Annotated in this window: 12 protein-coding genes; all 12 read right to left on the minus strand. The window is 41.4% G+C overall.

The features are described 5' to 3' along the window. Positions 1–68 precede the first annotated feature (68 nt). A complete protein-coding gene (locus tag BMW59_RS04155; protein WP_093047815.1) occupies positions 69–437 on the minus strand; it encodes a c-type cytochrome in 369 nt (122 codons plus the stop codon). A gap of 125 nt (positions 438–562) precedes the next feature. Then, entirely contained in the window at positions 563–1,285 is a 723-nt protein-coding gene (locus BMW59_RS04160) for a glycerophosphodiester phosphodiesterase (protein WP_093047817.1), read from the minus strand. Between the two features lie 159 nt (positions 1,286–1,444). Next, entirely contained in the window at positions 1,445–2,668 is a 1,224-nt protein-coding gene (locus tag BMW59_RS04165) for an anaerobic glycerol-3-phosphate dehydrogenase subunit C (RefSeq protein ID WP_093047819.1), read from the minus strand. Next, positions 2,643–3,797, minus strand: a complete 1,155-nt coding sequence (locus BMW59_RS04170; protein ID WP_093047821.1) for an FAD-binding protein — start codon at positions 3,795–3,797, stop codon at positions 2,643–2,645. The genes BMW59_RS04165 and BMW59_RS04170 overlap by 26 nt, the downstream gene beginning before the upstream one ends. Further along, complete coding sequence (gene glpA / locus BMW59_RS04175) at positions 3,790–5,403, minus strand: anaerobic glycerol-3-phosphate dehydrogenase subunit GlpA (protein ID WP_093047823.1); 1,614 nt, start codon at positions 5,401–5,403, stop codon at positions 3,790–3,792. The genes BMW59_RS04170 and glpA overlap by 8 nt, the downstream gene beginning before the upstream one ends. A 221-nt stretch (positions 5,404–5,624) precedes the next feature. Then, the gene (gene rpoD, locus BMW59_RS04180) at positions 5,625–6,740 is read right to left on the minus strand and encodes an RNA polymerase sigma factor RpoD (protein WP_093047825.1); all 1,116 of its coding nucleotides are present in this window, start codon (positions 6,738–6,740) and stop codon (positions 5,625–5,627) included. 45 nt (positions 6,741–6,785) lie between these two features. Next, positions 6,786–8,597 (minus strand): DNA primase, encoded by a 1,812-nt coding sequence (gene dnaG / locus BMW59_RS04185; RefSeq protein ID WP_093048495.1) that lies wholly within the window; start codon positions 8,595–8,597, stop codon positions 6,786–6,788. Between the two features lie 62 nt (positions 8,598–8,659). Beyond that, on the minus strand, positions 8,660–9,127 hold the full coding sequence (locus BMW59_RS04190; RefSeq protein ID WP_093047826.1) for a DUF188 domain-containing protein: 468 nt from the start codon (positions 9,125–9,127) through the stop codon (positions 8,660–8,662). Between the two features lie 423 nt (positions 9,128–9,550). After that, positions 9,551–10,375 (minus strand): pyruvate, water dikinase regulatory protein, encoded by an 825-nt coding sequence (locus tag BMW59_RS04195; RefSeq protein WP_425441252.1) that lies wholly within the window; start codon positions 10,373–10,375, stop codon positions 9,551–9,553. A gap of 16 nt (positions 10,376–10,391) precedes the next feature. Continuing rightward, positions 10,392–11,036: a transcriptional regulator CcpN gene (ccpN, locus tag BMW59_RS04200; protein WP_281244211.1), complete on the minus strand. Its 645-nt coding sequence runs from the start codon at positions 11,034–11,036 to the stop codon at positions 10,392–10,394. An 89-nt stretch (positions 11,037–11,125) separates the two neighbouring features. Continuing rightward, a complete protein-coding gene (gene glyS, locus BMW59_RS04205) occupies positions 11,126–13,219 on the minus strand; it encodes a glycine--tRNA ligase subunit beta (protein WP_093047829.1) in 2,094 nt (697 codons plus the stop codon). Beyond that, the gene (gene glyQ / locus BMW59_RS04210) at positions 13,212–14,102 is read right to left on the minus strand and encodes a glycine--tRNA ligase subunit alpha (protein ID WP_093047830.1); all 891 of its coding nucleotides are present in this window, start codon (positions 14,100–14,102) and stop codon (positions 13,212–13,214) included. Before glyQ ends, glyS begins: the two co-directional genes overlap by 8 nt. Positions 14,103–14,163: the final 61 nt, after the last annotated feature.

Genomic DNA, 14,163 nt, shown 5'->3' on the forward strand with positions numbered 1-14,163 from the left:
TTTTCACCTGTATTTCTATTTCAATATATTAGAAAGAGAAGGATACACGATCCTTCTCTTCGTAAGTATTATTGATTTTCTGATAAGATATACTCTGCAACTGCTTCGGCATCTTCGCCTGTAACCAGATCTGCTGGCATACTTCCAGGTCCTTCTGAGATAGCCGACAGAATATCCTCTTCTGAATGTCCTCCGCTATCTAAAGCAGGTCCTGATGCACCTTCAAGGTCACCGCCGTGACAAGATGCACAGTTTTGCTGATAGACGCTTTCACCTAATTCAATAGGATCGTCAAACTCCTGCTCTTCCTCATTCTCTTCCCCATTCTCTGTAGCGGTGTCTGGACCAATATTAACACCGACAAAGGATAAAATGATAATTAAGCCAATCCCCAAGATGGCTGTTAGAGCAAAAGGGTAAAGGGGTTTTCCTCTCATCTTTATGTACCTCCCTTATCATTTCTCTAGATGGTATCCCCAACGTATTTTAAAGCTCTATTACATTGTATATGAAAATCAATTAATAGAAAAGGAAAATATATGCGGTTTCAACTGATCTTTTTTTACTTATTTTTTAAAAGCTCAGTCATTAACCTGGGATCATTTGTAATGATTCCATCCGCATTTAAGCGGGCACACCTTTTCGCATCTCTTTCCCTGTGTACGTTATAAGCACGGACAGGCAGTCCTTTTTTAGTCCATTTACGGTAATACCTCGAGGCCTGAAAATTATGCCGGATATGGATTGCATCCGCCTTAACTTTTTTAGCGTAGGACACTGCCCTGAAAACAGGGACTTTTGTAAGAAAAGCTGTTTGAATATCAGGATTCTGCCTTTTGACCTCACTTAAGTAAGAATGGTGAAAAGAAGAAATGATAGTCCTGTGAGCGACTTTGTATTTTTTAATTTCATTTAAACAGCTTTTAACAAAGTGTTCCGGTAATGCAGTCTGCTGTTTCAGCTCAACGTGTAAATCAAAAGTAAAATTAGCGGCCCACTCAAGCACTTCAGTAAAAGAAGGGATTTTCTCTCCGCGGAACTGTTCTTGAAAAAAGCTTCCTGCATCAAATTGTTTTAATTCTTTTAAAGTAAATTCCCTCACCGGTCCGCGTCCATTTGTTGTACGGTCAATTGTTGGATCATGAATAACCACAGGGATCTTGTCTTTTGTCCATTGCAAATCAAATTCAATACCATCTATAGGGTAAGTCGATGCTGAAATAAAAGATGCCATAGTATTTTCCGGGGTATAACGTTTGTTTCCCCGGTGGGCGATAATTTTCATACTTATTCTCCTCGTCTTCCCGCTTTATATACCGGGTTGTATCAGAGCGGTTAATAAAGAGCCCTTGTTCTGCCGACTGTATATAAATAATGGTAACGGAAACGCCAACCGCTGACAATCCATATCACAATATAGATGTACAGTAAAAAAAAGACCAGCTTATAAGCGGTCTTTTTCCAAAACTGATTCATATGATTTTTTTATAATTTCAATTGGGTGTTTTACTTTTTCAACAGCCAGCTGATTAAGCTGGTTCTTACACATTCCGCATTCTGTTACAATATAATCTTTTGTGCTTTCTGCAATAGTCTGCCTCATTCCGTTTCCTATTCTCATAGACAGCGGGTACTTTTCTTTCTTAAAACCAAATGTTCCGCACTGGCCGCAGCACCCGGCATCCATATCTTCAACCTTGTAATCCGGAATAAGCTCAAGTACATCTATAGCAGGGGTCCCTACTCCCTGGCCTTTCATATGGCAAGGAGAAAAATAACCGGCTTTCTCATCAAGAGAAGCTAGTGACATGTTCAGTTCCCCTTCTTCATAAAGCTTTCTCAGATACTCTTCAGAACCGTAAATATTTTTAGAAACTTTGACTGCTTCTTCTGTTTGAAGGAACGCAGGGTAATCTTTTTTTAATGAGCTGGCACAGCTTGAGCATGTTGTGACGATATCATAACCTTCGTTAACGTATAATAGTAAAGAATTTGTATTGCTGGAGGCGTTTTTCAGCCCCTGCTTCATCTGGCCGTTTGCAAACATAGGAACACCGCAGCATTTCTGTTCAGGCAAAGCAACCTCTATACCGTTGTACTCCATCACTTTTATAAAAGCTTCTCCAACGTGGGGAGCATTATATGTGGTGTAACAACCTGAAAAAAAAGCCACTTTTCTCTCCGTGGTTGCTTCTTTCTTTTTATATTTCTTTTTAAAATGATTATATTTGTATTCAGGAAATTGTCTTTCAGCAGGAATGTGCATCGTCCACTCCATCAGCTTTCTCGCAGGTTTTATTTTCATCACTTTATTGGTTACAGGGGCAAAAGCTGAAGCAAGCTTTCCTACAAGCTCGGCCCTGCTCAGGGTTAAATCGCGTAAAGTTGTACCTGACTTTTCAGCGTGTACCGCCTTACCGTATGCCGTTAACAAAGAGACATGGACTCCCTCCGGACACGATCTGTCACACGTTCCGCACAAAGTACACAGTTCAATTGACGGTTCGTTTACGGTTATTTGATTATCTGTTAACCGTTTATATTCTGGTCCGAGGTGCTTCGGTCCCCCAAAGTCCAATGAAACGCCGGAAACCGGACAAATTACCGTACAGGCATTGCATTTGAGACACTTATCAAAAGAATTATCTATTACACTCCACTCCGGCATGCTTTTTCCCTCCTGGCGTCTTTTTTGAAAAAGGAACAGAATAGCTTGTACAAATCGTATAGATTCCTCCAGCTATCCAAGTATCTGTCCAAGGAACCTTTTTCGTTCCTCCTGCATAATAAACATTTCTTAACTTATGTTTATTTGTTCCATCTTTATTTACCGGCTGATTTATAGTTGTGTCTCTGAGCCCGTCAGTTGTCAGTTCCAGCCCCCCGCCAATAATCCCTCCTGTAGCTATAACAAGTTTTTTCAGCTTGATCCCTTCGTTTGTACCTTCTGTAAACAGATCTGTCACTTTGTCATTTTTCACTTCGACTGAATAGGTGGTCTTATTTTCTATAAATCGTATTCCCTGGTTTACTGCATATTTTTTTAAAGCGGAATATAATCGGACAGCCGCTGCATTAGGAGGAAGCCCGGGCGCCTCTGTTACACTGCAGCTAAATGCCTCCTTCAGCTCCTGCATGACCAGCTGGGAATTTTTAATTCCAAGACACGATGGAAGAACCATCATATCGCATGACTTAACATTCTTTTTTTTCATTTCTTTCTTAAGGGCAGATATTAAGGCCGCTCTTCCTGAAGCTTCGTCAAGCTGTCTGGCCACATCTGCCTGGGAAAGTACTCTCCCGGCTTTTAGGCCTAAATCTGCACTAAGAGCTGAAACTGACAAACCAGGATACTCTGTGAGCAGATTCTCTTTAACGTAGCGAGGCTGAAAATCGATGATCTCTTTGATCCCTGCTATAATTATGTCTCCTTCTTCAGGTATTTTGCTGACTGTATGCGGATAGAGGGCAGTTTGTTTTATAAATCCCGCCCCTGTTAATACAGGTGTAAGTTTTTCAATAGAACCTCTATAAGGAAGGCCTAATTTGCCAGTCAGCGCTTTGAACCAGTCAGCCGCTTCTGACAGTAGCGAATCAGAAATCTGTTCATTAACGAAAAATGCGCGGGCATCTGTGAGGTTTTCAGATCTGCCCGGGAGCAAATCCATAAATGCGGTAGACTGAATTATTTTGCCGATCCCTTTGGAGACTACTGCTACATGATTATTGTTTTCTTTAGCGCGTATTGCTGTAAGCAGCCCTGCCAGCCCTTGACCTATGACGACGATATCATACATGAGCTTTCCCGCCTTTCTTAATGCCAAGCGACACAGCAGTTACACCTTCCATCATTTTTAACTGCCTGTCTGTCGCCCCGTGCGCAACCACATTCATTCCCTTTTTTCTTTTATCCATTCCATCTGTTAAAGCTTCTGCAGCTTCCTCTCCCGAGACGCCTTCTTTTTCCACTGCGAGAGCCGCTGTCCTGTGGTAGCAGTAGCTCCCTTGGCATGGCCCCATTCCCAGTCTCGTTCTGCGCCGAAGGTCTTCCAGGTTAAAATGGTTACTTTGATTAATATATAGCTGTATTTCGGCCCAAGTGACTTGCTCGCATTCACAGACTACTCTGTTATCCTCTTCTAAGTTAGAGTGAATCTGACTGTTGTTAATCCCTGCCCATGAACAGAGTTTCTTTTTAGCAAGAGCCGGTAAACTCGGATGCTTCAGAAATTCTTTGGATTGACGTGGGGGGACGGCAATTTCTTGAGTAAGACAGCCCTGGTGCAGTCCAAGTTTTTCACAAATTAAATCTGCCGTTTTTTCAGCCATATAACGAAAAGTGGTTAATTTCCCCCCGGTAATTGTAATAAATCCTTTTAGACCTTCACGCTTCTCATGATCAAGCAAAGCCATTCCCCTGGTCACGTTACGTCCGCTTAAGTCCTTCTCTCCTTCTTCCTCGAACAGCGGCCTGCTCCCGCTGAATGCTCTGATCGACCGTATGTTAGAAAGATTTGGAATCAATGCCTTTCCATCTTCCACCATCTGTTTAAATTCTTCTCTTTCCAATGAGGTGTCATCCGGTTTCTCAACATTGCGGCCTGTTGTTCCAAAAATGGTGACGTCATGGGCAGGCACAAAAATATCAGCATCCCCCGGCATACGGAGCCTGTTTATGACTTGCTTATTAATCCGATGATTTAAAACAGTAAGCATTCCTTTATTGTTAATCACTTTTAAAGGAATCTGGGCAAGCTTTGCTATATACGCCCCCCATGGGCCTGAGGCATTTACAATAACAGGCGCATGGATTTCTTTCTCCACGCCTGTATAACGGTCTCTGGCCACAACATAAGATACCTCTGCATTCTTAGTTTCAATTCGGCTGACGGTATGATAAGTGAGTAAACCTGCTCCCCTATTTAAAGCATCAGCGGCTACATCTGTCAGCATAGTAAAAGGGTCTACAGAAGCGTCAGGCACTCTGTAGACAGCTTCTGCCCTTTTATTTAAATAAGGTTCCTGCATGAAAGCCTCTTCTAAAGAGATCTTTTCAACAGGTATACCTGTTTCATTACACATATTCACCCATTTATGGACATAATCATCGGGATCTTCAGGGATTTTTACAAATAGCCCTCCAGTGTGTTCAATAGACCCCGGCACTGTCTTTTTAAGAATAATATTTTCCCGGTAGCATTCTATTGCTGCCTCTTTGTCTTTAACAGCATATCTTCCCCCTGAATGCAAAAGCCCATGATTTCTTGTAGAAGTCCCATGGCCCAAATCAAATTGCTCAACAAGTATAGTTTTAATTCCCCTTAATGCCAGATCACGCAGGAGCCCGGTACCAGTCATGCCGCCTCCTATAATTACCACTTCTGTTTCAAATTTTTCCCTCACTCTGATCCCCCCTGAAAGCTAATAGAAAAACAGTTTGTGAATAAATGAACATAATAAATAAAATAAAAGCCATAAAAGCTTAAGAGGCAGGTACCCCCACTAAGCTTTTATGGCTTTCTCCTTTTCTCCAAGCCACACTATTATATTATCTGACTTGAGCATAGCACAAATAATAAGTTAACAGCCGCCTGTCCGATGACGATATTGTGGCATTTAAGCGTTTATTCAAGAAAGTCTTTTAAACGTTTGCTTCTGCTCGGGTGGCGCAGCTTTCTTAACGCCTTAGCTTCAATCTGGCGAATCCGTTCCCTCGTTACTCCGAATACTTTTCCTACTTCTTCAAGGGTGCGGGTTCTGCCATCATCTAATCCGAAGCGGAGACGCAAAACGTTTTCTTCCCGGTCTGTAAGTGTGTCAAGTACATCCTCAAGCTGCTCTTTCAGCAATTCGTATGCCGCTGCATCTGAAGGGGCAAGAGCTTCCTGATCTTCGATAAAATCCCCTAAGTGAGAGTCGTCTTCTTCACCAATTGGTGTCTCCAAAGAAACTGGCTCCTGGGCTATTTTCAAGATTTCCCTTACTTTATCAGGGGTCAATTCCATTTCTTTAGATACTTCTTCAGGTGTCGGCTCCCTTCCCAGGTCCTGTAAGAGCTGCCGCTGGACTCTGATTAATTTATTAATCGTTTCCACCATATGAACAGGAATCCGAATCGTTCTCGCCTGGTCGGCAATCGCACGTGTGATCGCCTGACGGATCCACCAGGTTGCATAGGTACTGAATTTGTATCCTTTATTATAATCGAATTTTTCCACCGCTTTAATCAGTCCCATGTTCCCTTCCTGAATTAAATCAAGGAAGAGCATTCCACGGCCAACGTAGCGTTTAGCAATACTAACAACAAGACGTAAGTTTGCCTCTGCTAAGCGTCGTTTAGCTTCTTCGTCCCCATCTTCAATCCTCTTCGCCAGATCAATCTCTTCAGAAGCAGAAAGCAAAGGGACACGCCCTATTTCTTTAAGGTACATACGCACCGGATCATTAATTTTTATGCCTGGAGGCACGCTTAAATCATTTAAATCAAAAGCTTCTTCCTTTTCGACCTGCTGGAGACTTGGCACCGTCTCATTATCATTCAATATTTCTACACCTTGCTCTCCAAGGTATTCGAAGAACTCATCCATTTGATCTGAATCCTGATCAAATGCACCTAACCTCTCGGTGATTTCTGCGTAGGTTAAGGTCCCCCTCTTTTTCCCTGATTCTACTAACTGGTCCTTAACTTGATCGATGGTTAAATCACCTTCCGCCATCGGGCGAATTGGTTTCTCAGCCATACGACCCCTCCTTCCTAAAGTTCACAACAATGTCCGAAATGTCTATTACTGTTCCTTCAACTCTTTATTGATTTTGACTATTTCCATTGCAATTAAAGCTGCTTCCTTATATTCTGCGACTTCTTCAGCTTTTTTTTGCTTTATTTTTAACTGCTCAATTTCTTTTCTTTTCGGAAATTGACGGAGTTGTTTTAAGTAATCGTTCAGCTCTTGCTCAGAAAGGTCAATATTGACCTTCTTCATTGCAAGTTCAGTGGTTATTTTCCGTAAATGTTTATCCTCTATACGTTCTATAAAATGAGAGGGATCAGGTTCATAGCCTTCTCCATAATAACTATAGATAAGTGCAGCAATAGCCTGATAAGCATCGTAATGAAATTCGCCGCCCACTTCCTTCTGTACCTGTTCCGCAATTGAACGGGACTGAAGCATAAGGGCGATAAGTTCCCTTTCAGCATTCTCATGGGCGGAAAGCATTTTTTTGGCAACGTTAAGGCTTTTCGTCTGAACGGCCTGGTAAACCTGACGCTTTTGCTTTTTTTGCTGTGATTTAATAACTTCAGTCTGCTCCTGCTTTAGCGCTTCAAGAGATAGAGAAAACTCATCTGCAAGCTGCCTTAAATAATAATCTCTTTCAACAGCACGCGGGAGCTGACTTACAGCATTAACCATTTGTTCTATATAATTCAGACGGTCCCCTTCATATTGAAGGTTTTTACCCCGCCGGTAATACCTGAATTTGAATGCGGTAAAAGTCATGTAATTTGAAATGACATCCTGTAAAAATCTTTTTGGCCCATGTTTCTGAATGTAGTCATCCGGGTCATATCCTTCAGGAAGACTGGCTATGACCACTTCTGCTCCGGTATTTTGTAAAATCCGTGCATTTTTATAAGTCGCATTCATCCCTGCCTCATCAGAATCGTAACAGAGAATCACTTTGTCAGCATTCCTGCGGATCATTTTGGCCTGGTTCTCTGTCAAAGCAGTCCCCAAACCTCCTATCCCGTTGTCTATACCCGCTCGCCAGGAGGATATAACATCGACGTACCCTTCGAAAAGCACTGCTTCATTTTTCTTTCTGATCGAAGGTCTGGCCTGATGAAAAAAATATAAATTCTCACTCTTATTAAAAACTTCCGATTCGGGACTGTTTAAATACTTAGGGTGGCCTTCGTTTAACACCCTTCCGCCAAAAGCGATCATATTACCACGGCGGTCCCAGATCGGAAACATAATTCTGTCTCTGAACCGGTCGTATGGCTGACCATCCGACTCACGCAAACCGACGAGGCCGCATTCAGCCATTTCATCCATTTTAAAAGACCGTTTTTTTAAGAATTGAGAAAGAAAATCCCATGAATTCGGAGCATAACCAATCTGGAAATGATCAATCATTTCCTTGGTAAACCCTCTCTTCCTTAAATATTCACGTGCTTCTCTCCCTTCATCTGACACCGTAAGGATATGGTGATAGAGTTTAGCGGCAAATTTGTGGCCTTCATACCAGTGCTTCATTTTGTCTGAAAGTTCCGGCTTGCGCCTGGCTTCCGTCTCAAGTTCAGGCAAGGACACATTTGTCTGTGATGCTAACTTTTCTACCGCTTCTATAAAGCTGATCCCCTCTGTTTCCATAATGAAAGAGAATGCATTGCCCCCGGCTCCGCAGCCGAAACAGTGGTATAACTGTTTATCAGGTGATACAGAAAAAGATGGCGTTTTTTCACCATGAAAAGGGCACAGACCTACAAAGTTTCTCCCCTGCTTTTTCAATTGAACATATTCGCTGACGACGTCTACTATATCTAATGCCTGGCGAATTTCTTCGATTTTTTCTTCGGGAATACGTTGAGCCACATTTCTCACCAACTTTCTTCCCTTTTATTTAAAGGATGGCGTATACCCTTTCGCCTCCCCAATCAAATTTCCTGCCGGTCAGATAAGATTTTTTCGAGTTCCACCTGAAAAAATTCCCTATCTTCCTTCAGCATCTTTTTAGGGCCTTTCGTTTTTTTGCCCGCCCTTCTTCTTTTTGCATCGGCATGTCTTCTATCCAGTAAAAAGTCAATCTCAAGGTCAGACACCCTTGTCCCTCTCGGAGTAAGGACAGTTACCTGTTTAGCGAGAAGCAGCCCAGCTAAGCCCAGATCCTGAGTGACCACTATATCGCCCGGAGCCACTTGATTAGATATAACCATATCTACTGCTTCTCTGTCAGGATCCGTCACTACTTCTTTTACATTTGGCGGGAAAGCCTTCTTTCTTGAATGGGCGTAAGAAGAAACAAATACTACGTTAATGTCGTACGCCGTTGCACTGGATAAAATTTCTGACGTTACAGGACATCCGTCTCCATCGACAAAAATCTTGTTATTTTTTATGTGCATCAATTGATAATTCTACACCCTTTTCAATAATCCTTCTTTTCTTCCTACTTTTTATATAACTTCTTGTTTCCTAATACCTGCCCTTACTATCTTTACCAAAAAAATCAAAAAAAGTCTTGACTTTTACAATTTATTCGTTCTCATGGTGTTTATGTTAGTATTTTTATAAAATTATCAAGTCACAATACTTCATTATAAAGGAAAATCACTTTTTACGCTATAAGTTTAATTAAAATTATTTTGCAAGGCGAAATTTTAAAATACTGGAAAAAAAACGGGGCTACTAAAGGGATTTTTCTTGTATATGGCGGTTCACTTAAATAGGATGAAATTAAAACTTATATAAAAGAACATCCGGCCAACATTTAAAATATTGGTCGGATGCCTTTAAGGTTACTTCTTTATCCTGGCTTTTCCCAAGAACTAATTACTATTATTTTTGTGGACCAGCTGATAAATAAGGTTAGCCGTTTCTTCCACCGCTTTCGCAGAAACATCAATCACCTGACAGCCTATATCCTCCATAATTTTCTCAGAGTATCTCAATTCTTCTTCAATTCTGCTTATGGCAGCATAATTAGCCTTCTCTTTTAATCCCAGTGCTTTAAGCCTTTCTGTCCGGATCCCATTTAATTTCTCGGGACTGATTTTCAGGCCGATAACTTTTTCAGCAGGTATTGAAAATAATTCCTCCGGTGGTTCCACTTCCGGTACAAGCGGAACATTCGCCACTTTAAGCCTTTTATGGGCTAAATATTGGGATAAAGGTGTTTTAGATGTTCTGGAAACTCCTATAAGCACCACATCCGCTCTTAAGATACCGCGTGGATCCCTTCCATCATCATATTTAACAGCAAATTCGATCGCTTCCACTTTGCGGAAATAATCCTCATCTAACGTATGCATCAATCCGGATTCATTTTTTGGGGCATCATTCAGCCGCTCCTGCATGATATTAATAAGCGGAGATAAAATATCATAGACAGGTATATTATTTTTGTCTGCTTGTTTAATTAAATGATTCTTCACTTCAGGCAAAACAACTGTAAAGGCGATGACTCCTTTATTGTCTTTCGCCTGGGCAATGACGTCATCCACTGTACTCAGGTCCTCTACATAAGGAATGCGGCGAATGACAGTCTTATCTTCATCAAATTGGCTCAGAGCCGCTTTAACTACCAGTTCAGCAGTTTCCCCAACTGAATCTGAAATAACATACACGATAGAATGGTTTAGTGAATTCATCATCCAGCCTCCTGGTTCTTTAAGTATGGATATCGTCGTTCGCAATATAAACGAAAGCTTTTGTGACATTCGTTTTAGTTAATCTCCCTATGACTTCGTGATTAACTGTGCCGTTATCTTCTACTTCGCGGACCACAGGAAGTCCGTCAATCTGTTTGTTTATCAGTTTATTAGCCACTTCCAGCATAGAATCAGACGGTTTACAAGTCGTCACGTTCGGCATCCTGGTCATAATAATACTGATCGGCACGGATTCCAGATCCTGCTTACCCATACTCGCTCTCAACAAATCTTTTCGGGAGAGAATCCCAACAAGGTGCGCTTGTTTGTTAACAACAAATAAAGTACCCACGTCTTCAAGAAACATCGTACATATTGCATCATAGACAGAAGCTGATTCATTCACTACTACTGGAATAGACTGAAATTCTTTCACCGTCAGTTTTTTCATACGCTCATTAAAAAGCTGACCACCTGTTTTCCCTGTATAATAGTAGCCTACACGCGGCCTCGCATCCAGGAACCCTGACATCGTTAAGATGGCAAGGTCAGGTCTGAGTGTAGCCCGGGTGAGGGAGAGCTTTTCTGCAATCTGCTCTCCTGTAATCGGCCCGCTTTCTTTTACAATTTCTAAAATCTGTTCCTGTCTTTCATTCAATTCCAATGCCTTCACCGTCCTCTACATTAAGGCAAACTTATTAATAACCTGGTATGTTTTATTATACCTTAACCGGTAACATTTCGAAAACGGTTCTAACTTTCCGAGTGAAATACGATCGCATTGAAGTCGGCAAATGATGTAATGATGTCAGAAACCATTGCCATTTGGGCTAAACGATTTTGTTTTAGTTCTTCATTGCTGGTCATTACCATTATATTGTCAAAATAATCATGAATGACCGGGGCAAATTCCTGTAATTCTTCATATGCTTCTTCTACTTTGCCTTCCTCTAACAAACCTCTTATAGATTCTTTTTTACTTTCAGCAAGATCATAAAGCGTTTTTTCCTGACTCTCTGTTAAAAGTGAAGATTCTACAGCTGTTTTTTGGCCAGCTGCTTTTTTGGATATGTTTGTTACTCTGCTGAAAGCTTCCACATCTTTTTTAAACGTCTCCGAAGCCAAGGTTTCCATTAAAAACTGTCCCTTTTGAACGATTGTATCTACTCTTCCTACATTACTTTTTAAGACGGCGTCTACTACGTCATATCGTATGCCTTTATCATGTAAAAGATTTTTGTATCTCAATTTCACGAATTCAAGCAGATCCTTCAGTACGTCATCTTTAGGACGTTTAATGATACCCAGCCCGGAAGCAAGATCTAAAGCTTCTTCCATAAATCCAAGTAAATCAGTTTCCCATTTCTGATCGAGAAACACCTGTAATACGGCTGCAGTCTGGCGTCTCAGACCATGAGGATCCTGTGACCCAGTTGGAATATTCCCTATACCAAAACTTGTTACAAGAGTATCCACTTTATCAGCTGCACTGACGTAAGCCCCTATTGCATGAGAAGGGGTTCTGTCTCCTGATTGTTTCGGCAGATAATGTTCACGAATAGCGGCTGCCACTTCTTCAGGTTCTTCTGATTTAAGAGCATATTCTTCACCCATTCTCCCTTCCAGTTCAGGGAACTCATTGACCATATGAGTCACTAAGTCAGCTTTCGATAAGTGGGCAGCACGCCTTGTATATTCGAGCTCCTCTTTATTTGCACCGGCTTTCTCTGCAATTTTTACTGCAAGAATTTCAATTCTTCTTACTTTATCAGCAACCGATCCTAACTCTTCGTGATAGACGATCGATTCAAGGCGCGGAAAATATGAATCCAACGGCTTTTTTAAATCTTCCTGGTAGAAAAATTCTGAGTCTGCTAGGCGGGCACGCAAAACTTTCTCATTTCCTTTTTGCACATTTTCCAAGTGACGGTGGTCCCCGTTTCTGACAGTTACAAAATAAGGAAGAAGATCTCCTGCATCATTTTTCACCGGGAAATAACGTTGATGCTCCCTCATTGAAGTGATCAGGACATCGTCAGGTACTTTTAAAAACCTTTCATCAAATGTACCGTATAGAGCAGTCGGGTATTCAACTAAATTATTAACTTCTTCAAGTAATTCTTCATCAATTGGAATGGTCCATCCTTCATCATCTGCAAGCCGTTCTATTTGAGTGCGGATCGCCTGTTTTCTTTCTTCGGGCAGAACGATAACATGTTCCTGCAATAATTGCCGCCTGTAGTCGGACGCTTCTTCCAGTTCCACTTTTGAACCCAGAAAACGATGCCCGTACGTCGTATTCCCTGTTTTAACATTCGTGATCTCAAAAGGAATTACTTCGTTTCCGTATAAAGCAACAAGCCATTTGATCGGGCGTACAAACCTAAGCTCATTAGTCCCCCACTTCATATTCTTCGGAAATGGAATGCTTAATATGACATCTTTTAATTCAGGAAGGAGATTTTGTACAGGTTCTCCTGCTGTAAACTTTTTAACGTGCACATACTCTTCACCTTTAACTTCTTTAAAATAAAGGTCCTCTACAGTGACTCCCTGGCCTCTTGCAAACCCATGGGCTGCTTTAGACCATTCTCCTGCTTCATCCAGTGCTATTTTCTTAGAAGGTCCTTTTGCCTCTTCTTCACTATCTTCCTGCTTTTCTACTAAAGCGTGGATAAGAACCGCTAATCTTCTCGGTGTAGCGAAGGTCTCAACTTTATCAAAACTCAAACGGGATTGGTTAAGCCACTGTTCTGTACGCTCCTGAAATTCGTTTAGCGCCTTTGTTACAAATCTGGCAGGCATTTCTTCAAGACCTATTTCCACGAGCATTGATCGGTTATTCATTCAAATCGGCCTCCTTTACTTTTAACATTGGAAATCCAAGATCTTCTCTTATGCTGTAATACTGTCTGGCGCAATTCCTGGCTAAATTTCTGACTCTGCCAATATAGCCCGTTCTTTCAGTTACTGAAATAGCACCTTGAGCATCAAGTAAGTTAAAGACATGGGAACACTTGAGTACATAATCGTAAGACGGAATAACCAGTTTGTCGTCTAATGCTCTTTGAGCTTCTTTTTCATACATGTTAAATAATTGGAACAGCATAGCTGCATCAGCTGTTTCAAAAGAATATTTAGATTGTTCATATTCATTCTGCAAAAAGACATCGCCGTAAGTGAATCCATTAACCCACTCGAGGTCATACACATTCTCTTTATCTTGAATATAAGAAGCGAGCCTTTCAAGCCCGTAAGTTATTTCAACAGAGACCGGATTCGCATCAAGGCCTCCAACCTGCTGGAAGTATGTAAATTGGGTAATCTCCATACCATCAAGCCAGACTTCCCAACCCAGTCCCCAGGCAGCCAGCGTCGGGGCTTCCCAGTTATCTTCTACAAAACGTATATCATGCTCTTCAGGTTTAATGCCCAATTGTTTTAAGCTTTCTAAATATAACTCCTGGATATTATCCGGTGAAGGTTTCATGATGACTTGAAACTGGTGATGCTGATATAACCTGTTTGGGTTTTCCCCGTATCTTCCATCAGTTGGTCTTCTGGACGGTTCCACATAGGCTACATTCCAAGGTTCAGGCCCAATACTCCGCAGGAAGGTCATAGGATTCATTGTCCCTGCTCCCTTTTCAACATCATAAGGCTGTAAAATTAAGCAATTTTGTTCTCCCCAAAACTTTTGTAATGTGAGAATCATTTCTTGTACATTCATTTGCTTCCCTCCATGTTATTAATCAGTTTATAAACTCCGTATTGCTATTTGCACACAGAAA

It is taken from the genome of Salipaludibacillus aurantiacus (genome assembly GCF_900111295.1).
GTDB classification, from domain to species: domain Bacteria; phylum Bacillota; class Bacilli; order Bacillales; family Salisediminibacteriaceae; genus Salipaludibacillus; species Salipaludibacillus aurantiacus.

Coding starts and splice junctions, on each gene's coding strand:
- BMW59_RS04155 (WP_093047815.1), bottom strand. CDS start 437: ATGAGAGGAAAACCCCTTTACCCTTTTGCTCTAACAGCCATCTTGGGG.
- BMW59_RS04160 (WP_093047817.1), bottom strand. CDS start 1,285: ATGAAAATTATCGCCCACCGGGGAAACAAACGTTATACCCCGGAAAAT.
- BMW59_RS04165 (WP_093047819.1), bottom strand. CDS start 2,668: ATGCCGGAGTGGAGTGTAATAGATAATTCTTTTGATAAGTGTCTCAAA.
- BMW59_RS04170 (WP_093047821.1), bottom strand. CDS start 3,797: ATGTATGATATCGTCGTCATAGGTCAAGGGCTGGCAGGGCTGCTTACA.
- rpoD (WP_093047825.1), bottom strand. CDS start 6,740: ATGGCTGAGAAACCAATTCGCCCGATGGCGGAAGGTGATTTAACCATC.
- BMW59_RS04190 (WP_093047826.1), bottom strand. CDS start 9,127: ATGCACATAAAAAATAACAAGATTTTTGTCGATGGAGACGGATGTCCT.
- BMW59_RS04195 (WP_425441252.1), bottom strand. CDS start 10,375: ATGATGAATTCACTAAACCATTCTATCGTGTATGTTATTTCAGATTCA.
- glyS (WP_093047829.1), bottom strand. CDS start 13,219: ATGAATAACCGATCAATGCTCGTGGAAATAGGTCTTGAAGAAATGCCT.
- glyQ (WP_093047830.1), bottom strand. CDS start 14,102: ATGAATGTACAAGAAATGATTCTCACATTACAAAAGTTTTGGGGAGAA.